General features: G+C 63.0%; 18 protein-coding genes. 4 read left to right on the top strand and 14 right to left on the bottom strand.

Features of this window, described 5'->3' with window-relative positions; all coding sequences use genetic code 11:
* Window positions 1–58 precede the first annotated feature (58 nt).
* Window positions 59–820, bottom strand: coding sequence for a hypothetical protein (locus CO656_RS01635; protein ID WP_097524568.1), 762 nt, complete (start codon window positions 818–820; stop codon window positions 59–61).
* A 251-nt stretch (window positions 821–1,071) separates the two neighbouring features.
* Window positions 1,072–1,551, bottom strand: a complete 480-nt coding sequence (locus CO656_RS01630) for a RidA family protein (protein WP_037417007.1) — start codon at window positions 1,549–1,551, stop codon at window positions 1,072–1,074.
* A gap of 196 nt (window positions 1,552–1,747) precedes the next feature.
* On the opposite strand from CO656_RS01630, the gene CO656_RS01625 reads away from it, so the two are divergent.
* Complete coding sequence (locus tag CO656_RS01625; RefSeq protein WP_097524567.1) at window positions 1,748–2,479, top strand: TetR/AcrR family transcriptional regulator C-terminal domain-containing protein; 732 nt, start codon at window positions 1,748–1,750, stop codon at window positions 2,477–2,479.
* A 72-nt stretch (window positions 2,480–2,551) separates the two neighbouring features.
* On the opposite strand, the gene xdhC is transcribed toward CO656_RS01625, so the two are convergent.
* From xdhC to uraH, 4 genes are read right to left on the bottom strand one after another with little or no spacing between them, the layout of a single operon-like run.
* Window positions 2,552–3,436 (bottom strand): xanthine dehydrogenase accessory protein XdhC, encoded by an 885-nt coding sequence (xdhC, locus tag CO656_RS01620; RefSeq protein WP_234819623.1) that lies wholly within the window; start codon window positions 3,434–3,436, stop codon window positions 2,552–2,554.
* Window positions 3,437–3,441: 5 nt separating this feature from the next.
* Complete coding sequence (gene xdhB, locus CO656_RS01615; protein ID WP_097524565.1) at window positions 3,442–5,787, bottom strand: xanthine dehydrogenase molybdopterin binding subunit; 2,346 nt, start codon at window positions 5,785–5,787, stop codon at window positions 3,442–3,444.
* Window positions 5,788–5,799: 12 nt separating this feature from the next.
* Window positions 5,800–7,281 (bottom strand): xanthine dehydrogenase small subunit, encoded by a 1,482-nt coding sequence (gene xdhA, locus CO656_RS01610; protein WP_097524564.1) that lies wholly within the window; start codon window positions 7,279–7,281, stop codon window positions 5,800–5,802.
* Window positions 7,282–7,287: 6 nt separating this feature from the next.
* Window positions 7,288–7,653 carry a hydroxyisourate hydrolase gene (gene uraH, locus CO656_RS01605; RefSeq protein WP_097524563.1) on the bottom strand — a complete coding sequence of 122 codons (366 nt, stop codon included), beginning with the start codon at window positions 7,651–7,653 and terminating at the stop codon, window positions 7,288–7,290.
* Between the two features lie 166 nt (window positions 7,654–7,819).
* On the opposite strand from uraH, the gene puuE reads away from it, so the two are divergent.
* On the top strand, window positions 7,820–9,235 hold the full coding sequence (gene puuE, locus CO656_RS01600; protein ID WP_097524562.1) for an allantoinase PuuE: 1,416 nt from the start codon (window positions 7,820–7,822) through the stop codon (window positions 9,233–9,235).
* Between the two features lie 117 nt (window positions 9,236–9,352).
* Here the strand turns inward: puuE and CO656_RS01595 are convergent, their stop codons facing one another.
* The 7 genes from CO656_RS01595 to pobA form a co-directional block, all read right to left on the bottom strand.
* Window positions 9,353–10,645, bottom strand: coding sequence for an NCS2 family permease (locus CO656_RS01595; protein ID WP_037416995.1), 1,293 nt, complete (start codon window positions 10,643–10,645; stop codon window positions 9,353–9,355).
* A 326-nt stretch (window positions 10,646–10,971) separates the two neighbouring features.
* Window positions 10,972–11,688, bottom strand: coding sequence for an ABC transporter ATP-binding protein (locus CO656_RS01590; protein ID WP_037416957.1), 717 nt, complete (start codon window positions 11,686–11,688; stop codon window positions 10,972–10,974).
* Window positions 11,669–12,433 carry an ABC transporter ATP-binding protein gene (locus tag CO656_RS01585; RefSeq protein WP_097524561.1) on the bottom strand — a complete coding sequence of 255 codons (765 nt, stop codon included), beginning with the start codon at window positions 12,431–12,433 and terminating at the stop codon, window positions 11,669–11,671. Before CO656_RS01585 ends, CO656_RS01590 begins: the two co-directional genes overlap by 20 nt.
* Complete coding sequence (locus tag CO656_RS01580) at window positions 12,430–13,431, bottom strand: branched-chain amino acid ABC transporter permease (RefSeq protein ID WP_037416993.1); 1,002 nt, start codon at window positions 13,429–13,431, stop codon at window positions 12,430–12,432. Before CO656_RS01580 ends, CO656_RS01585 begins: the two co-directional genes overlap by 4 nt.
* 5 nt (window positions 13,432–13,436) lie before the next feature.
* Entirely contained in the window at window positions 13,437–14,300 is an 864-nt protein-coding gene (locus CO656_RS01575) for a branched-chain amino acid ABC transporter permease (protein ID WP_037416953.1), read from the bottom strand.
* Window positions 14,301–14,362: 62 nt separating this feature from the next.
* On the bottom strand, window positions 14,363–15,535 hold the full coding sequence (locus CO656_RS01570; RefSeq protein WP_097524560.1) for an ABC transporter substrate-binding protein: 1,173 nt from the start codon (window positions 15,533–15,535) through the stop codon (window positions 14,363–14,365).
* 183 nt (window positions 15,536–15,718) lie between these two features.
* Window positions 15,719–16,891, bottom strand: coding sequence for a 4-hydroxybenzoate 3-monooxygenase (gene pobA / locus CO656_RS01565; RefSeq protein ID WP_097524559.1), 1,173 nt, complete (start codon window positions 16,889–16,891; stop codon window positions 15,719–15,721).
* On the opposite strand from pobA, the gene CO656_RS30080 reads away from it, so the two are divergent.
* Both CO656_RS30080 and CO656_RS01560 read left to right on the top strand, forming a co-directional pair.
* Entirely contained in the window at window positions 16,890–17,036 is a 147-nt protein-coding gene (locus CO656_RS30080; protein WP_210421632.1) for a hypothetical protein, read from the top strand. The genes pobA and CO656_RS30080 overlap by 2 nt on opposite strands.
* Before the next feature lie 5 nt (window positions 17,037–17,041).
* Complete coding sequence (locus CO656_RS01560) at window positions 17,042–17,929, top strand: helix-turn-helix domain-containing protein (RefSeq protein ID WP_037416948.1); 888 nt, start codon at window positions 17,042–17,044, stop codon at window positions 17,927–17,929.
* A gap of 76 nt (window positions 17,930–18,005) precedes the next feature.
* On the opposite strand, the gene katG is transcribed toward CO656_RS01560, so the two are convergent.
* The gene (gene katG, locus CO656_RS01555; RefSeq protein ID WP_179864677.1) at window positions 18,006–20,204 is read right to left on the bottom strand and encodes a catalase/peroxidase HPI; all 2,199 of its coding nucleotides are present in this window, start codon (window positions 20,202–20,204) and stop codon (window positions 18,006–18,008) included.
* Window positions 20,205–21,012 lie beyond the last annotated feature (808 nt).

The following is a 21,012-nucleotide window of genomic DNA, read 5'->3' as shown; positions in this document are numbered from 1 at the left end:
TTCAGGCATTCTTCCGGTCTACCATCATACACTTGTCGCGCAGGCGTGTGAGGGCCTCCTAACATTTGGTGAGTGCCTGTCGAGGTGGTCGGCTCGTCGAGCACCCCACGGACGGAGCATTTTGATCGCCCGTACGGGAGGAACCCGGCGGCGCGTGTTCGACCGCCTCGCTTCCCGTTTCTCGCCACAATGCGGTAACCGCAAGGATCAACACGCCACCGGCGCCGAACTCGAGGACTTCTTCCAGGATTGCTGCCTTGTATGACGTCACGAGATCGAGCGTCACGGCACTGGCAAGCATCGCGACAGCCACGGCTAAGCGGCATTCAAACGCCCGTGCGAAAATTCGATGCAGGATAGCCCAAACCGTTCGTTGAAACGCGTAAAGAAGCACGACCGCCACGGTCAGGCAAAGCAGCGCCCCAGTCGCTGCCGCAAGGTAGCCCGCGGGCCCAGAGTCTCTCAAGAGCCGGAAGACTACAATGACGATATCATGACCGCCGTCGAACTCGCCTCCGCCGCGCATTTTTGGCATCTGCACATCAAATATGCGGGCGCCGAAACTTATCTCGCTGAGGAACAGTATCAGACACAATCCGCTGGTGCAGACTAGGGTGATCGTCTCAATTGAGGACAAGAACACGCGCCTTCGAATCGCCGTTCCTAATGCGAGCAGAGATGCTGTGCCAAAACTCATGGCGCCGAGATTTTCCACGAGGTTATCCTCGACCAACAAATCCGGCCGTGAAAGACCGAGGGCGAAGAACAAGGCTATTCCGGCGGCTACCGAACAGAAAAACACAACATTCTCGCGGCTCATCGCTCCTGCCCCTGTCATAAGACTGTCATAAACAAGTCAAGGGGAATTTGGCGAACGTGCGGCGGTAGAAAACAAGCTTACTTCTTCAGCATTGAGGAAGGCTCAAAGTGTGACCGTTCGACTTCATGTCGTCTCTTGCGTCAGTCGGGTTTCGCGGGTGACTGCTCGGCTCCACTCTCGCATGCACTACGGTGGCAAAATTTAGGAAACGGCCATTCGGCGTCGTTCCGCCGAACGGCTCGATAGCGTCACTATTTCAGAACGACCACGGCTTCGACCTCGAAGAGCATGGGGTCGATTGCAAGCTTCGGTACCGGAATGAGAGTCTGCGCCGGTAGCGCCTCGCCGAACATGTCCTTGACGTTCCTGGTCAGCACCTCAAGCTTGGACATATCGTGATCGACCACGAAGACCGTAAGCTTGGCAACCTGATCCGGTTTTGCGCCGAGCGCATCGAGGGCACTGCGCAAATTCGCGTAGGCCTGCTTAACCTGGACGGCGAAATCGGGTGACAAGGCTCCGGTGCTGTCCTGGCCGCCCTGTCCGGAGATGTAGGCCACCCGGCCTTCGCGGGGCACGATCACCGCCGTGCTGTAGCCGTTCGGCGTGGGGTCGTAGAGGTTTTGCGGATTGACGATGGTCAGCTTGAGATCATTCGCCGTCGCTGCAGTGGGAATTCCCATGGTCATGATGATGAGCCCTCCGATAAGATGCTTGATTGCGCGTGACATGGTTTTCTCTTGGCTCTGAAGACCGTGAGCAACGCTCCCTGGCGGCCTGCAGGATTGAACTTCCAGACATTGCCGTATGAGTGACTCGTACGGCGTACGATTCCATCGCATCGTACACCGTACGAGTCAATCGCCGAGCATCGACATCCGTTGCATTGTCGGTTTAAATCGACGGTCTGATCGGCAGGGAAGACGGATGGCAGCCAAACGTAGCGATGCTCGGATCAACCGCTCTCAACGGAAAGACGTGTCGCTCCCGTCCGCGCAAGAGCAGCGCAGCGAACCGCCTCTCTCCCTCGAAAGGATCGTGGCGACCGCGGTGGAACTGCTGGACGCTCAAGGGATCGACGGGTTGACGATGCGTCGGCTGGCCGATCGCCTCGGCTCGGGCGCGATGAGCCTATATTGGCACGTCGACAACAAGGAAGAGGTCTTCGATCTGGCGCTCGATTCCGTGCTCGAATATCGCGGACCGGCACAAATAGCTGTGTCTCGAGACTGGCGCGGGCAAGTCGTTCATATGCTTGAAGACTGGCGCGCCACCATGCTGCGCCACCCGTGGTCGGCATCGCTGCTGCCGCGCCGGGCGCTCGGCCCGAACATCCTCAATCGTTTGGAACTCTTGAGCAAGACCCTGTCCGGCGCCGGTGTAGCGGATGCAGATTTGAACGTCGCGATATGGTCGCTCTGGAACTATGTAATGGGAGCCACCATCACCCGGGCGAACTTCGACCTCTCGGACGAGGACAGGGCCGCGGCGCAGCAGCGCCTTGCGCGTCTCAGCGAACACTACCCAACGATCGAGCGCTCTCGCCTGCTGCTTGATAATGATTGGGACGGCGCTTTCAGGAAGGGCCTGGACTTCCTGCTTGACGGCCTCACTCCTACAGCGCCGCGCGTCCAATCGGACGCGCTAAAGTCGCTGTAGCACTTTGATTGCTGCATGATCCTCAAATCGATTTCGATTTAAGGGGGTCATGCAGTGGCTAATGAACATCCGTCATTTCCTGGAGGAGACGGTGCCGGTCGAAACCCGCATGTCGGCTTTTTTCGGCTCGTCCGCCAACGTGCCCTTTGGCTGCTGCGTGAGGACCGCCGTCATGATCTCGGCCGCGGCGAGTGCAGCGATGACGGCGGGCCGCTTGTCCTTGACTGCGCTGCCGCCGATCGGGCAGACGAGCCGGCCGAAGAGTTCGGGGCGGCCGACATCGCGCGAGAGCCAGTTCCTGAAGGTGGCCCGCTTTGTCTTCGAGCCGATCATGCCGACATATGAGGCATCCTCGCGGCCAAGCGCTTCCGCGGCGATCAAGAAATCCAGGGCATGATCGTGCGTGAGAATGACGAAGGCGCTCCCCGGCGGGGCGTCGCGGACGACCGCCTCCGGCATCGCCGTCAGGCAGGTTTCGATGCCCTGCACGCCGACCGCCGACAGTTCGTCCTCGCGGGTGTCGACGAGTACGGTCCTGACCGGCACAAACGACAACGCCAGGGCGAGCGCATCGCCGACATGGCCCGCCCCGAAGACATAGACATGCGGCCGGCGGGCGATTTCCGTGTCGCTGCGCTCGATCAATGCCGCCCGGGTTTCCGGATCGACAGCCGTGAACGCCAGCGCCACACGCCCGCCGCAGCATTGGCCTATCTCCGGACCGAGCGGGATCGTCAGCCGGTCATCGGCGGCCGTCCCCTTGAGCAATCGGCGGGCATGGTCGATCGCCATATATTCCAGCTGACCGCCGCCGATCGTGGCGAAGGTGCGCTCCTTCGAGACGAGCATCCAGGCATCCGTATCGCGCGGCGTCGAGCCCGCCGCTCCCGACACCTCGACGAGAATGCAGGCCGCTTCCCCGCTCAGAAACTTTCGAATGTCCTCTCTGCCCGTCATGCCGGTCACCCATCCGCCTTGCCGCGCGTCGCGGCGCGCAGCCGCTCTATCGCCATCAGCACCCGTTCCGGTGTTGCCGGGGCATCGATGCGCGGCGGAATACGATACTCCGCAACGCTTGCCGCTGCCATGGATATCGCCTCCAGGACGGAAATCCCCAGCATGAAGGGCGGTTCCCCGACCGCCTTCGATCGGCGGATGGTCTCCTCGCGATTGAGCGACCATTCCACCAGCCGCACGTTGAAGATGCGCGGGCGGTCGGAGGCGAGCGGGATCTTGTAGGTGGACGGCGCATGGGTGCGCAGCCGTCCCTTCGCGTCCCACCACAATTCCTCCGTCGTCAGCCAGCCCATGCCCTGCACGAAGGCGCCTTCGACTTGGCCGAGATCGAGTGCCGGATTGAGCGACTTGCCGACGTCATGAAGGATGTCCGTACGCTCGACCTGGTACTCGCCGGTCAGCGTGTCAACGCTGACTTCGGAGCAGGAGGCACCGTAGGCGTAGTAGTAGAACGGGCGGCCCCGGCCTTCCGCGCGGCTCCAGTGGATCTTCGGCGTCTTATAGAAGCCGGCCGCCGAAAGCTGCACCCGCGCCGCATAGGCTGATTTGATGAAGTCGGCAAAGGCGATGCGCTCGCTGCCGATCCGCACCACGTTCGGCTCGAAGGCAACATCCGCTTCGCTGGCGCCGTACCGCTGCGCCGCGAAGCCGACGAGCCGTGCCTTGATCTGCTGCGCCGCGTTGGCGGCCGCCATGCCGTTCAGGTCCGAGCCCGAGGAGGCCGCCGTCGCCGAGGTATTCGGCACCTTGCCGGTCGAGGTCGCCGTGACCTTGATGCGGTCGAGGTCGACCTGGAACTCATCCGCGACCACTTGGGCGACCTTGGTATAGAGCCCCTGCCCCATCTCGGTGCCGCCGTGATTCAGCTGGATCGAACCGTCCGTATAGACATGGATGAGAGCGCCGGCCTGGTTGTATTCGGTCTTGGTGAAGGAGATGCCAAACTTGACCGGCGTCAGCGCGATGCCGCGTTTGATCACATGGTTCTCGCGGTTGAAGGCGAGCACCACCTCACGCCGGGCGGCATAGTCGGCCGAGGCTTCGAGTTCCTCGATGACCCGGCCGATGATGTTGTCTTCAACCGTCTGGTGATAGGGCGTCAGGTTGCGCCCTTCGCCGCCGTAGAAATTCAGCTTGCGGATTTCGAGCGGATCCTTGCCGAGCGTATAGGCGATGTCCTCGATCATCCGCTCGCCGCCGACCATGCCCTGTGGTCCGCCGAAGCCGCGGAAGGCGGTGTTCGACACCGTGTTCGTCTTCAGCGGGCGCGATCGCAGCCGGACATTCGGGTAGAAATAGCAATTGTCGGCGTGGAACAGCGCGCGGTCGGTCACGGGACCGGAGAGATCGGCCGAGAATCCGCAGCGCGCCGCAAAGACCGCGTCCACCGCCGCGATGCGGCCATCGTCGTCGAAGCCGATCCTGTAGTCGACGTGGAAGTCGTGGCGCTTTCCGGTCGCCGTCATGTCGTCGTCGCGGTCGGGACGCACTTTTACCGGGCGACGGTATTTCCTTGCGGCAAGGGCAGCAACCGCGGCGAAGAGATTGGCCTGCGTCTCCTTGCCGCCGAAGGCGCCGCCCATGCGGCGGATATTCACGGTGATCGCGTTCGACGGAATGCCGAGCACCTGGGCGACCATGTGCTGCGTCTCGCTCGGATGCTGTGTCGAGGCGATGACGGTCACCTCGTCGTCTTCGCCGGGAATGGCGAAGGAGATGTGTCCTTCGAGATAGAAGTGGTCCTGGCCGCCGATCCGCATCTCGCCCTGGACGATGTTCTTCGCCTTGGCAAAGCCGGCGTCGATATCGCCGCGCTCGAGTTTCAGGGGATCGATCACCAGCGGGTAATTGGCGGCCGCCGCCTCGACGACGTCGGTCACATGCGGAAGGTCGCGATATTCGATCTTCACCCTTGCCGCGGCCCGGCGGGCGGCGTCGCGCGAGGTGGCGATCACCGCGAAGATCGGCTGACCATGGAACTCGACCTTGCCGGTCGCAAAAACCGGGTCGTCGTGCTTGTGGGCCGGGCTGATGTCGTTCTCGCCGGGAATATCCTCAGCCGTGAGAATGCCGACGACGCCGGGGCTGCTCTCCACCGCCTCGAAATCGATCGACAGGATTTCCGCATGGGCGCGCTGGGAGAGCCCCAGATAGCCGTGCAGCGTGCCCGCCGGCTCCGCCATGTCGTCGATATATTCGGCCGTGCCCGACACATGCTTGTGACCGGATTCGTGCCGCTCCTGCTCGTGGACGCCGCCGCGGATGCGGTCGATGGGCTGCATCACATTCATCGGTCCACCCTCCTAGACAGCCACCGCAACCGTGCGGTCGATACGGACAATCCCTTTATCCTGCGTCTCCAGATAGAAGCGACGCAGGAGGTTCTTGGCGACGAGCATGCGATAATCCGCCGAGGCACGCCAATCGGTCAAAGGCGTGAAATCCTGTTCGAAGGCGCCGACGGCCGCTTCGATCGCGGCACCGGTCCAGCCTCGCCCCTTGAGCGCGGCCTCGACATTCGCCGCGCGCTTCGGCGTGCCGGCCATGCCGCCGAAGGCGATCGTCGCATCCGCAACCTTGCCCTCGCTATCGAGCGTCACGCGGAACGCGCCGCAGACGGAGGAAATATCCTCGTCGAGCCGCTTAGAAACCTTGTAGACGGCAAACCGGTCGGCGCCGCTCAGGAACGGGATATGGACGGACTCGACGAATTCGCCTGGATGACGGTCCTGCCTGCCATACTCGATGAAAAAGGATCCAAGCGGCACCGTCCGTCGGGCCCCGCCCTTCCGCAACGTCACCGAGGCGCCGAGCGCGATCAGCGCCGGCGGCGTATCGCCGATCGGCGAGCCGTTGGCGATATTGCCGCCGATCGTACCCATGTTGCGCACCTGCTCGCCGCCGATCCGGTCCCAGAGCTCGCGCAATTGCGGGAGGTGGCGGACGATCACGGTATAGGCTTCGGTGTAGCTCACACCGGCCGCGAGCGTGATGCCCTCATCGTCGACGGAGATCCGGCGCAATTCCTCGAGGTGCGAGAGGTGGACGACCGGGGCGATATCACGCATGAATTTCGTTACCCAAAGCCCGACATCGGTGGAGCCGGCCACGATCGTCACATTTGGGTTGCTTTCCAGGACATCAGCGAAATCGTCGAGCGAAGCCGGCAGCACCACGCGATCGGCCTCGTTGCCGATCTCGACGCGGCGGCCGTCCCTGAGGGCGGCAAGCTGGCCGGCGATCTTCTCGCGCTCGGCAACCAGCGGGTCCTTTCCGACCTCGCCGATTGACGAAATCGCCTGGGCGGCGCGAATGATCGCCGCATATCCGGTGCAGCGACAGAGATTGCCCTGCAGCGCCTTCTCGATCTCCTGGACGCTGGGCCTTGGGTTTTCCATCCAGAGACCGTAGAGCGACATGACGAAGCCCGGCGTACAGAAGCCGCATTGCGACGCGTGCGTGTCGACCATCGCCCGCTGCACCGGGTGGAGCGGCCCATTCGGCTCGGCGAGCGCCTCGACGGTGACGACATGACAGCCATCGAGCGAGGCAAGGAAACGGATGCAGCCATTGACGGATTCGTATTTCAGCCTGCCGTCGTAAAGGCGGCCGACGAGCACCGTGCAGGCGCCGCAGTCGCCTTCTGCGCAGCCTTCCTTGGTGCCGCGCAGATTGCGGTCGATGCGCAGGAAATCGAGCATCGTCTGGACCGGCGAGACATCGGCAAGCTCGACCTGCCGGTCGTTCAGGAGGAAGCGGATCGTATTGCGGATTTCGGTCGTCATGGCCGGTCAGCTCCCGCGATAGGTGGAATAGCCGTAGGGGGAAAGCAGGAGCGGCACGTGGTAATGCGCGTTTTGATCGGCAATGCCGAAGCGGATCGGGATGAGATCGAGGAACGGATTGCTGCCGCTCTCGGCCCCTAGATATTCGCCGGTATGGAAGCGCAACTCGTAAATGCCGGTCGTCATCGCCTCGCCGCTGAGCAGCGGCTCATCGCAGCGGCCGTCGTCGTTCGTCCGGGCCGAGACGAGATGCTCCCGCCACTCGCCATCCAGACGGTAAAGGTCGATGCGCAGCTTCGCCGCAGGCTTGCCGCTTGCCGTGTCCAGCACATGGGTCGTCAGACGCCCCGGGTTTCCGCCTCGAGATCGCATGCGTGTCGCTCCTCCCACTCACTCTCAACGGCTGAAGTATCCAAAGCACCGGTCCCTTTGTGTAGCGGGCGCGAGCTTCGAGACTTTCAAATTTTTCGAGGGGAATGAGCCCGCGGATTTCTCGCTACGACTGGCTATCCAGCGACAAAATCAGGAGGAAAGTTGCATGAGATATCCCCGTGATCTCCTGGGATACGGCCCCAGTCCAAAGGCCGTTTGGCCGAACGAAGCACGGATCGCCGTACAATTCGTCGTCAATTACGAAGAGGGTGGCGAAAACTGCGTGCTGCACGGCAATGCGGCATCGGAGGCGTTTCTGTCGGAAATCGTCGGCGCCCAGGCCTGGCCCGGCAAGCGCCACTGGAACATGGAGTCGATCTACGAATATGGCGCGCGGGCCGGCTTCTGGCGACTGCACCGGCTTTTCACGGAACGTCAGGTGCCGGTCACCGTTTATGGCGTCGCGACCGCGCTGAAGCGATCGCCGACGCAGGTCGCTGCTATGCAGGATGCCGGCTGGGAGATCGCCTCGCACGGACTGAAATGGATCGAGCACAAGGATTTCAGTGTCGAACAGGAGCGCGCCGAAATCGCCGAGGCGATCCGGCTCCACACGATCGTCACCGGCGAACGGCCGCGCGGCTGGTATACGGGCCGCTGTTCGGAAAACACCCTCGACCTCGTCACCGAAGCCGGCGGGTTCGACTATGTTTCCGACTCCTATGCCGACGACCTGCCCTATTGGCACGAGCATCAGGACCGGCCTCAGCTCGTCATTCCGTATACGCTCGACACCAACGACATGCGTTTCGCGACGGCACAGGGCTTCAACAGCGGCGACCAATTCTTCAGCTATCTGAAGGACAGCTTCGACGTTCTCTATGCCGAGGGTAAGGCAGGGTCGCCGAAGATGATGAGCATCGGCCTTCACTGCCGCCTCGCCGGCCGGCCGGGCCGGGCCGCGGCACTAGCCCGCTTCATCGACTATGTGAAGAGCCACGGCAAGGTCTGGCTGGCGCGCCGGATCGACATCGCCCGCTACTGGGCCGAGGCCTATCCGTTCCAGCCGCACGGCGACCGCCCGTTCCTGCTTTCCGAAGAGGCGTTCGTCGCCCGCTTCGGCGGCATATTCGAACATTCGGACTGGATCGCCGAGCGCGCCTTCGCCGGCGAGCTTTCTCCGGCAACCGACACGGCGACCGGCCTGCACGCGGCGTTGACCGCGGTCTTCCGAGAGGCGAGCGATGCGGAAAGGCTTGCGGTGCTCAACGCCCACCCGGACCTCGCCGGCAAACTCGCCCAGGCAAAGCGCCTGACCGAGAGCTCGACCAACGAGCAGGCCTCAGCCGGACTCGACGCCCTGACGGACGGCGAGCGCGAGCGCTTCACGACGCTCAATGCGTCCTACGTCGAGAAGTTCGGCTTCCCCTTCATTATTGCGGTCAGGAGCCGCAGCAAGGACGACATCCTCGCCGCCTTCGAAAGCCGCATCGGCAACGACCGCGAGACGGAGTTCGAGACCGCCTGCCGTCAGGTGGAAAGAATCGCCCTGCTGCGGCTTCGCGAGATGCTGCCGGCTTAACCCGCCATCTTCAGCCGATTGCTTGTTGAACGAAAATCGGCCGGACCCGCAATATGACGGGTCCGGCCGATTTCGTTTTGTCATGAGAGGGGCGTTGGTCGCCCCTCCGGAACTCCGTCAACCGCCAAAGAAGGCGAATCGCACGACGAAAAGGGCGGCGACGATCTGCGTGGCGGGATGGATGACGCTCCAGCGGCCGGTGCAGATCTTCAGGACCACGTAGCTCACGAATCCGAAAGCCAGCCCGTTCGCGATCGAGTAGGTGAAGGGCATTGCGATCGCGGTCAGCGCCGCCGGTGCCGCTTCGGTCAGGTCGTCCCACTCGATTTCGGTGAGCTCGCGCATCATCAGCCCGGCCACGTAAAGCAGCGCCGGCGCCGTTGCATAGGACGGAACGGCGGCCGCCAGCGGCGAGATAAAGAGGGCGGCAAGGAACAGCACCGAAATGGTGAGCGCCGTCAGACCCGTCCGGCCGCCCGCCTGCACGCCGGAGGCGCTCTCGACATAGGCCGTGGTGCTGCTGGTGCCGATCAGAGAGCCGGCGATGATCGCCGAGCTGTCGGCAAGCAGGGCGCGCCCGAGACGGTTCGGCTTGCCCTCTTCGACGAGTTTCGCCCGCTTGGCGACGCCGATCAGCGTACCGGTAGCGTCGAAGACCTCGACGAGCACGAAGACGAGGATGACGTGAACGAGGCCACCATGCAGCGCGCCCATGATGTCGAGCTGCATGAAGGTCGGAGCGATGCTCGGCGGCGCCGCGACCACGCCCTTGAACTCGGAAACCCCGAGGAACATGGACAGGATCGTGACCACGAGAATACCGATCAGGATCGAGCCCCGGACCTTCAGCGAGTCGAGCACTGCGATGACGAAAAAGCCGAGAATGGCGAGCAGCGGCCCGGTCTGCTTGAGGTCGCCGAGGCCGACCAGCGTTGCCGGATTGTCGACGACGATGCCGGCGTTCTTGAGCGCGATGATGCCGAGGAACAGGCCGATACCGGCCGCGATGGCGCTGCGCAGCGAATGCGGGATGCCGGCGATCAGCCAGCTTCTGACCCCGGTGACCGTCAGGAACAGGAAGATGAGGCCGGAGATGAACACCGCGCCGAGGGCCTGCTGCCAGGTGAAGCCGAGAGCGGCCACGACCGTGAAGGCAAAGAAGGCATTGAGGCCCATGCCGGGCGCCATGCCGATCGGCCAGTTGGCGACGAGCGCCATGACGGCGGAACCGAGCGCCGCCGCCAGACAGGTCGCGACGAAGATCGCGTCACGGTCCATGCCAGTGGTCGACAGGATATCGGGGTTTACGAAGATGATGTACGACATCGTCAGGAATGTCGTGAGACCGGCGACCACCTCCGTGCGGATCGTCGTATCGTGCTCTTTCAGTTTGAACAGTCGCTCAAGCATATTTCCTCCCTTGGCAGCCGTCATCTCGACGCAGCCGAACAACAGAGGCCAGGTCGCTGCTCCTCCAGCATCCGGCCGTTGCATTTTTGACCCCTCTCCGGAATTCTTCGTCGAGCGGTCGTGGCGACCATTGGGCCGCGCCGGATGGGATACCCATGCAGCGCCCTAATTGTGCGGCGTCGCGCGCATGATCGCTAGCCGCCCATTTCGACGGCGAAAGCGAAAGACTTTCAAATTTTTGAGGGCATTCCGCCGGATTTCCTTGAGAAAATCCTCCTTAAGTCGGCGATACGACCAAGCGGCCCACAGCGCCGATCGGACGGCGGCTAATGCAAGCCGCCGACTCCCAGAAGCCGCTCGACGGCCGTGTGATCCTTCGTCAGCGCCGCCGGCGTTCCGCTCCACGCGAGCCTTCCCCGCTCGAGAACGATGACGTGGTCGGCGAAATCGAGCGCGCTCTGAATGCGCTGTTCGACGAGCAGGATCGTCATGTCGCCGACCTTTGCAAGTTCGGCGAAGGCCTTCATCAGTTCCTCGCAGATGACCGGCGCCAGCCCCTCGAGCGGTTCGTCGAGGAGCAGGACGGAGGGACGCCCGAGGATCGATCGGGCGGTCGACAGCATCTGCTGCTCGCCGCCGGAGAGCTGGGAACCCAGATTCTTGCGGCGCTCGTAGAGACGCGGAAACATCTCGTAGGCTTCCTTGAGCGCGTTTTTGGGGCGTCCCTTGAGGCCGACGAAGAGGTTTTCCTCCACCGTCAGCGTCGGAAAGACGCAGCGCGCCTGCGGCACGAAACCGAGGCCCTTCAACGCGCGAGAGGCGCTCGGCATCGCCGTGACGTCCGTCTCGCCGATCCGGATGCGTCCGTCGTAACGCCGCGTCTGGCCGGCGAGCGTGGCGAGCAGCGTCGTCTTGCCCATGCCGTTGCGGCCGAGCACGGCGAGCCGCGCCCCGGCAGGCACCGAAAAGGAAATCCCTTCCAGCACCCGCGTCGGCCCGTAGCCGGCCGACAGGTTCTCGACTTCAAGCGGCGTGGCCGGCATTGGCATAGCTCCCGAGATAGGCTTCGCGCACGCGCGGGTCCTTAGTGACGTCCGACGGCGAGCCGTCGAAGATTATCGTGCCTGCGGCGAGCACGATGACGCGCTTGGCAAAGCGAAAGACGAGGTCCATGTCGTGTTCGATCATCAACACGGCGAGATCGGCCGGAAGGTCTGCGAGCGCCTGCTCGATGCGACCGGTGTCGCTTTGCGGCACGCCGGCCGCCGGCTCGTCGAGGAGGAGCACCTTCGGCTTCAGCGCCAGCGCCACGGCGATTTCCAGAAGCCGCTGCTGGCCATAGGCGATTTCGCTGACCGGCCGGTGCATCAGCTCGCGAAGCCCGAGCTTGCCGAGCAGTTCGCCGACTTCCGCCATGACGTCGGGCATGGCGAGGAAATGGACGAACAGGCGGCCCGCCCGTCCGTCGCGTTGCAACACCGCAAGAGCCACGTGTTCGGCAGGCGTCATCTCCTGGAAGAGGCGCGTCACCTGAAACGAGCGTACCAGGCCGCGCTGCACCCGCCCGATCGCGTCGATGCGTGTGATGCTCTCGCCGCCGAGCTGGACATCGCCGGAATCGGGCGCCAGGTTGCCGGTCACGAGATTGACCAAGGTCGTCTTGCCAGCGCCGTTCGGGCCGATCAGCGCGACGCGGTCGCCCGGTGCCATGGCGAGGCTGACGTTGTTGGTGACGGCAAGACCGCCGAAGGATCGCTTCAGGTTCCTGACTTCGAAGATCGCGCTCATCGGGGCGTACTCCGCCATCTGGACGCCAGACCGGCAAGGGTGCCGTAGAGACCCTTCGGCGCGAAGAGGACGACGGCGATCAGCAGGGCGCCGACCATGGTCAGCCAGTGAAACGGGTTGGCGGCGGAAACGACATCCTCAAAGAACATGAAGACGATCGTGCCAGTGAGCGCGCCGAACAACGAGCCGGTGCCGCCGAGGACGAGCATGACAAGGCTCTCGGCCGAGAGCGTGAAGGACAGGCTGTCGAGGCCGACGACCTGTGTCGAGATGGCATTGAGCGCGCCGCCCGTTCCGGCAACCGCGCCTGAAATGACGTACATCTTCATCAAGGCAAGCTTCGGCGAGGCGCCCATGGCGCGGATGCGGATCGGGTCCTCCTTGATGCCGCGGCAGAGCATGCCGAAGGGCGAACGGACGATGAGCCGCAAGATCGTAAAGACGACTGCAAGCAGGACAATGCCGAAGACATAGGCGGTGCGGCCCCAAAGGTCGAATTCGAAGTGAGCGAGCAGCGGATCGGGCGCGATGCCGGCGAGCCCGTCGCTGCCGCCTGTCCAGGAGGAGGCCTTGTTGGCAAACTCGTGGAACAGATGAATGAGCGCGATCGACAGGACCAGCTGCGGAAGACCGTGCGCCCTGAGAATGACGATACCGCAGACGAGGCCTGCAAGAGCACCGCCGAGAATGCCGCAGGCGAGCATCAGCAGCGGATCGGTGATGCCGAAGTGAACCGCGGCAATTCCGGCCGCATAAGCGCCAGACCCGAAGAGCGCGGCATGGCCGAGCGTCGCCACGCCGCAATAGCCGGTAACAAGATCGAGCGACAGGACCAGGAGCGCGATCGCGGTGATACGCGTCAGCAGCGCCAGATTGTTCGGAAACAGGAGATAGCCGAGCACGGCCAAGAGCAGAATTGCCGCAAGACCGGCGAGATCGCGGGCGAGCTTGCGCCCTTTGCCGGGCGCGCTCGTCATCGCATCGTTCATCGTTGCCATGGTCACTAACTTGTCCTTCCGGAAAGCCCGCGGGGAAAGACGCAGACGATGGCTATGACCGCGAGGTAGAAGAAAAATTCGCCGAATTCCGGCACGAGATAGCGGCCGGCGGTATCGATGCCGCCGAGCAGCAGGCAGGCGATCAACGCACCCGGTATCGACCCCGCGCCGCCGACGGAAACCACGACGAGGAAGGTCACCATGTAGCGTAGCGCGTAATAGGGTTCGACCGGCAGCAGTTCGGCGCCGACGACGCCGCCGAGCGCGGCAAGCCCGACGGCAACGGCGAAGCTCACCGCATAGACGATCTCGGTGCGCACGCCGAGCGCCGCCGCCATCGCGGCATTGTCGACGGCCGCCCGAAGCTTCACGCCGAAGGCGGTCTTTTCGATCAGGTACCAGAGGGCGGCGGCAACGGAGAGGCCGCAAAGGATGGCAAAAATTCTGTGCGTGGCGATCGATCGGAAGCCGAGATCGACCGACCCCTGAAGCGCCGAAGGAAGGGGAACGGTCTTCAGCGTAGGGCCAAAGACGTAATTGGCGATGCCGATGATGCAGAAGGTGATGCCGATCGTCATCAGCACTTGAGTGAGTTCCGGAGCCCCGTAGATGCGCCGGTAAAGCAGGCGCTCGATCGGCACGGCGATAGCGATCGTTCCGAATACGGCAAAGAGCACCGCGAAACCGTAGCCGAGCCCCAGATCGCGTGCGGCATAGGAGGCTATGTATCCGCCGATCATGGCGAAGGCGCCGTGGGCGAGGTTGACCACGCGCATCAGGCCCATGGTGACGGAAAGACCGATCGAGATCACGAACAGCACCATGCCGTAAGCGAGCGCGTCGACCGCTATGCTGAAGACGGTTTGCATTAACCCCATCCTGTTCCGCTAGGGCGGGGCCAGCGGCCCCGCATCCCTTTCCCCGAACGGCCTTACTTCAGCGCCGCCAGACCGGGATCGCCCTGCTTCTCGAAGGTCGCGATCTCCTTGTTGTAATAGGTGCCGTCCTCGGCCTTGGCGACTTCGCGCAGGTAGATGTTCTGGGTGATGTGGCGCGACTCCGGATCGATCGACACCGGTCCGCGCGGGCTCGTCCAGGAAAGCCCCTTGACGGCCTCGACCGCCTTCTGTGCGTCCTGCTCGCCGCCCGTCGCCTCGATCATCTTGTAGATGACGTGCATGCCGTCGTAGGCGCCGACCGAGGGGAAGGAAAGCTCGGCCGGATTGCCGATCGCCTTGCCGGCCGCCTCGACGAACGCCATGTTTTCCGGCGAATCGTGCGAGACCGCGTAGTGGAAGGTCGTCTGGATCCCAAGTGCAGCTTCACCAAGTGCCGGCAGGTCCGATTCCTGCGTCAGGTCGCCCGGTGCGAAGAACTTGATGCCGGCGCCCTTTAGGCCGTTTTCGTTGAAGGACTTGACGAAGCCAAGCGTCGTCGGGCCGGAGGGCAGGAAGGCGAAGACTCCTTCGGCCCCCGAATCCTTGATGCGCTGCATGATCGGCGAGAAGTCATTGGTGGCGAGCGGCATGCGGATCGCCTCGACGATCTGTCCGCCCGCGGCTTCGAACCCCTTCTTGAAAGCGTTCTCGGCGTCGACGCCCGGGCCGTAGTCGCTGACCACCGAGATGATTTTCGAGACGCCGGCGTCCTTCGCCACCTTGGCGATCGGCGTCGAGGTCTGCCAGAGCGTGAACGAGGTGCGCACGACCAGCGGGCTCTTGGTGACGATCGCCGACGTTGCGGCATTCATGATGACGAGCGGCACGTTGGCCTGCTCGAGCAGCGGCGTTACCGCCATCGCGTCGGGCGTGAAATAGAAGCCGGCGAGATATTGCACGCCTTCCTTGACAACGAGCTCCTGCGCCAGCGCCTTGGATTGAGCGGGATCGGGCTGCGGCACGTCCCGGTAGATGATTTCGATGTCGTCGTCGCCGACCTTGCTGCCGTTCAGCGCCATATAGGCATCGATGCCGGCCTTGAAGTTCTTGCCCTGCAGCGCGAACGGGCCGGAAAACGGCCCGATGACGCCGACCTTGATCGTGTCGGCATGCGCTGCACCCCCAATCGTAAGTGCCGCCAAGGCGGCGAGAATAGTCCGTTTCATTTTTCCTCCCCACGGCACTCGGCTCACTCCCGTCCGGTGCCCGTCCAAGATCAACTGCGAATTGATCGTCGTCAGTTTGCCACTTGAGACGGCGGTGAATAATGAAAGATAGGCCGCCCCACATAACTGCATAGTTATGAATACTCCTCTATCAAACCTCCCTTCCCTCGGCACAGCACAAGGTCAAAACGGCAACCCGACATAATTCTCGGCGAGCGCCGTCGCCGCGGCCCGCGAATGGGTGAGATAGTCGAGCTCGGCCTCCTGGATTTTCTGGTCGAATTCGCTGGTGTCGGGAAAACGGTGCATCATCGTCGTCATCCACCAGGAAAAGCGAACCGCCTTCCAGACACGCGCGAGCGCCCGGACCGAATAGGCGTCGACGGCTGCATTGGAGCGGTCCTGATAGTGCTCGAGCAAGCCCTCGAACAGGTAGTGCACATCGCTCGCCGCAAGGTTCAGCCCCTTGGCCCCGGTCGGCGGCACGATATGGGCGGCATCGCCGACAAGAAACATTCGCTCGAAGCGCATCGGCTCGGCGACGAAGGATCGAAGCGGCGCGATCGATTTCTCGAAGGAAGGACCGGTCACCACCCGTTCGGCATGATGGATCGGCAGGCGGCGACGCAACTCGTCCCAGAAACGCTCGTCGTCCCAATCGTCGAGCTTCTCGTCGAGCGGGCACTGGATGTAGTACCGGCTGCGGCTCAAGGACCGCATCGAACATAGAGCGAAGCCGCGCGGGTGATTGGCATAGACCAGTTCGTGATCGACTGGCGGCACGTCGGCGAGGATGCCGAGCCAGCCGAAGGGATAGACCTTCTCATAGGCGCGGATCGCGCGCTCCGGCAGGGACCTGCGGCTGACCCCGTGGAAGCCGTCGCAGCCAGCGATGAAATCGCAATCGATCCGATGGGTGACTCCGTCCTTTTCATAGGTGACGTAAGGTGCATGGCTCTCAAAGTTATACGGCTTCACATTTGCCGCCTCGTAGATCGACGACGCGCCCGACTGTTCGCGATGATCCATCAGGTCGCGAGTGAGCTCCGTCTGGCCGTAGATCAGCACCCGTTTGCCGCCCGTCAGACCATTGAGGTCGATACGATGATCACGGCCGTCGAAAGCGAGCGAAAATCCGTCATGCGGGAGGCCTTCGGCATGCATCCGCGTTCCCGATTGCGCCTCGTCCATAAGCCGGACGGTGCCTTCCTCCAAAACGCCGGCGCGCACCCGGCCGAGAATGTGTTCCTTGCTGGCGCGGTCGAGGACAAGATTGTCAATGCCCGCCAGTGTCAACAATTGCCCAAGCAGCAGACCGGACGGGCCGGAACCGATGATGACGACTTGGGTTCGCATGTATCTCCTCACCATACAAGCCGGCGAAGCCGTTGATGTGCCCGGCAAAATTGCCTTTATCAGGGAAGTTTGCGCGCCGCCGGCCCTTGTCTCAATGGACATTTCTGCCATGTTATTGGACTTTTCGAACATCGATGCTGCGTGAGCCAGATGAAGCGACCTGTCCCGACCTACGAGCTCTATGGCGAGGAATCCGGAGAACGGCCGGATTTCTGGCTGCATTGCGAGACAATCCCTTCGCGCAGCCGCCTGCACCACTGGGAGATCGGCCTTCATCGCCACGAGAGCTTCTTTCAGATCCTCTACATCGCCAAGGGTTCAGGCGATGCGCTGTTCGACGGCACGGCCAGGCCGATTTCGCCGCCGGCGGTGATTACCATCCCGCCCGCCGTCAGCCATGGCTTCCGCTTTTCGGCTGATATCGACGGTTTCGTGTTCACGGTGCTCGCATCGCATCTGCCGGTCGCGCCGGGTGGCCGCAACAGGCTCGGCGGCTGGCTGGCGACACCCCGCCTGACGCCACTCGGCGATAGCGACGACGGCCGCTACATCGCCGAGACATTGCAGCGCCTGGCCGAGGAATGGGACGCGCGCCGCAGCCACCGCACCGGCCTGCTCGATGCCTATCTGACGACGGTGTTGGGATTGGCGGCGCGGCTCGCGGATGAGCCGCGCGACAGCGGGCCAGCCGGGGAGAGCGAAAACGAGCGGCGCATGGAACGATTCGACGCCCTGCTCCGGCAGCACTATCTGGACCACCGTCCGGCCGCTTACTATGCGCGCGAGCTGGGCCTGTCGCCGACCCATCTCAATCGCGTCGTCCGCGCAGTCGCCGGGCAGAGCGTGCACGAGGTGATCGCCGGACGGCTGCTGGACGCCGCGAGGCGCCAGCTCGTCTTCACCCGTGCGAGCGTCCAGGAGATCAGCTTCCGCCTCGGCTTCTCGGACGCAGCCTATTTCTCACGCTTCTTCGTCCGCCACATCGGCATGACGCCGCGGGCCTGGCGGATCACCGAGCGGCAAAGGCTCGGTGTATGACGTGCCTTGCCGTCTGCTGCATCAGTGAGGTGGGCGCGGCCAAGGCGGCCGCGCCCGCATGTCTTTCGGCTCGCGATCAGACGAGATCGAAGCGATCGGCGTTCATCACCTTCGTCCAGGCCGCCACGAAGTCGCGGACGAACTTCTCCTGCGAGTCGCCCTGGCCATAGACCTCGGCAATGGCCCTCAGTTGCGAGTTCGAACCGAAGACGAGGTCAACGCGGGTGCCGGTCCACTTGATTTCGTCCGTCTTGCGGTCGCGCCCCTCGAAAACATACTTCGATTCCGCAGAGACCTTCCATGCCGTGCCCATGTCGAGCAGGTTGACGAAGAAGTCATTGGTGAGCGTCTCGGGCCGCGTCGTGAACACGCCGTGCTGGGACTGCCCGGTGTTGGCGTTCAACACGCGCATGCCGCCGATGAGAACCGTCATTTCCGGTGCGGTCAGCGTCAGAAGCTGCGCCCTGTCGATCAGCAGTTCTTCCGGCGAAATCAGATAGTCGCCCTTCTGATAGTTGCGGAAGCCGTCGGAGATCGGTTCCAGTACGCCGAAGGAGTCCACATCGGTCTGCTCCTCGGTCGCATCGGTGCGGCCGGGCGCAAAGGGAACCTCGATGTCGTGGCCGGCGTTCTTCGCCGCCTTCTCGACCGCGGCGGCGCCGCCGAGCACGATCAGGTCTGCGAGCGATACCTTCTTGCCGCCGGACTGGGCATCGTTGAATGCCTTCCGGATGCCTTCAAGCGTTTCGAGCACGGTCGCAAGCTGGGCCGGCTGGTTGACCTCCCAATCCTTCTGCGGTGCGAGGCGGATGCGCGCACCGTTTGCCCCGCCGCGCTTGTCCGAACCGCGGAAGGTCGATGCCGACGCCCAGGCGGTCGATACCAGCTGAGAGACCGACAGGCCGGACGCAAGAATCCGTTCCTTGAGATCGGCGATGTCCTCTTCGTCGACGAGCGGGTGGTCGACGGCCGGGACCGGATCCTGCCAGATCAGTTCCTCGGACGGAACCTCCGGGCCGAGATAGCGCACCCGCGGCCCCATGTCGCGATGGGTCAGCTTGAACCAGGCACGGGCAAACGCATCCGCGAACTGGTCCGGGTTCTCGAAGAAGCGCCGCGCGATCTTCTCGTAAGCCGGATCGAAGCGCAGCGCGAGGTCGGTCGTCAGCATGGCCGGCGCGTGGCGCTTGGACTGGTCATGGGCATCCGGAACCGTGCCCGCGCCCATACCGTTTTTCGGCGTCCACTGATGCGCACCGGCCGGGCTCTTCGTGAGCTCCCATTCGTAGCCGAACAGGTTCCAGAAGAAGTTGTTGCTCCACTTCGTCGGCGTGCTCGTCCAGGTGACTTCCAGGCCGCTGCCGATCGTGTCGCCGCCCTTGCCGGTTCCGAAGCTGCTGGTCCAGCCGAAGCCCTGTTCGGCGATATCCGCGCCTTCGGGCTCAACGCCGACATGCGAGGCGTCGCCAGCACCGTGCGTCTTGCCGAACGTATGTCCGCCGGCGATCAGCGCTACAGTCTCCTCGTCGTTCATCGCCATGCGGGCGAAGGTCTCGCGGATGTCCTTTGCGGCGGCAAGCGGATCCGGGTTGCCGTTAGGACCTTCCGGATTCACATAGATCAGGCCCATCTGCACGGCGGCCAGCGGCTTTTCGAGCTCTCGCTCTTCCGTATAGCGCTTGTCGGCAAGCCAGGTATCCTCGGCACCCCAGTAGACGTCTTCCTCGGGCTCCCAAACGTCGGCGCGGCCGCCGGCAAAGCCAAAGGTCTTGAAGCCCATCGACTCGAGCGCAACGTTGCCGGTGAGGATCATCAGGTCGGCCCAGGAAATGCTGTTGCCGTATTTCTGCTTGATTGGCCAAAGCAGCCGGCGCGCCTTGTCGAGATTGACGTTGTCCGGCCAGCTGTTGAGCGGCGCGAAACGCTGCTGGCCCGCACCCGCACCGCCGCGGCCGTCGCCGGTGCGGTAGGTGCCCGCGCTATGCCATGCCATGCGGATGAAGAGCGGCCCGTAATGGCCGAAGTCGGCCGGCCACCAATCCTGCGAATCGGTCATCAGCGCATGGAGGTCTTTCTTCAGAGCCTCCAGGTCGAGTTTCTTGAATTCCTCGGCATAGTTGAACGCCTGGCCCATGGGGTCGGACAGCGACGAGTTTTGGTGAAGAATCTTCACATTCAACTGGTTCGGCCACCAGTCCCGATTCGACCTTCCGCCATGGGCCGTGTGGGTGTGCGCCACCGGACACTTGCCCGCACTCTCGACCTTGGAATCCATTATGCTCTCCATTGCGCTTGGCTTCAATTGCGCCATCCAGATGACATCGGTCTTCAACCTCGGGCGTTCTGCATGGCGGTGCGTCAGAGCTGGCCGCTGCACTGAAGGGGCAGCAGCTGCATCTGGTGCGACCATACCGATTCAGTTCCATTAGTTTAAGTTGGATTTTCCGATTGCGGCGATAGGATAAACTTATTGTCCAATGAACTTCTCTCTCGTATTGCAGCGAATCTCGCCTGAGGCGTGCATCGGCGCTCTTTCAGGAATGCCAGCGCGCCTAGGACCTTAGTCCGGGGTAGCGGGTCCAAAGGTCTTAGGCCCGTTGCCGAGCGCTGCTCGGCAATACATACTCGATAGTGAGCACCTGCGGAACAACGGCCAGCCCCCCGCCGCCGCGGCCGTGCGATGATCCTGGAGCGGTGCGCCGATGCCCTTCCGCGCCGCTCCAGGACCTCAACTACGGCGCGCGTCCTGCTTGACGCACAGATATCGCTGTAGCCTTTGAATCTCTGCATGTTTTTATCTCCAGAACGGCGATGATCTAGAGGAACATGCAGTAGCGAGCTTTCCTATTGAGGTGTCCGATGAACTCCGAAAAAATGAGAAAGCTCATAGAGGACTGCCAAAGGGACTTATGGGAATACCTATCCTCCGACTGCGGGATCAGCGACAGGGAGATCATTATCGCGCTCCTCAATCGGTTGAATGGACCACAAGCCAGGGATGCGCTGGGGGTGGATTGCGATTGGCGCCCGCGACTTGAGGAACAATGGGTCGGGGAGCGCACTGGAACCAACCAGAACGAAGC

It is taken from the genome of Sinorhizobium sp. FG01, assembly GCF_002531875.1.
Lineage (GTDB): Bacteria > Pseudomonadota > Alphaproteobacteria > Rhizobiales > Rhizobiaceae > Sinorhizobium > Sinorhizobium fredii_C.
The sequence above is the reverse complement of the archived record's forward strand: the minus strand, read 5'-3'. Positions and strand labels throughout refer to the sequence as shown.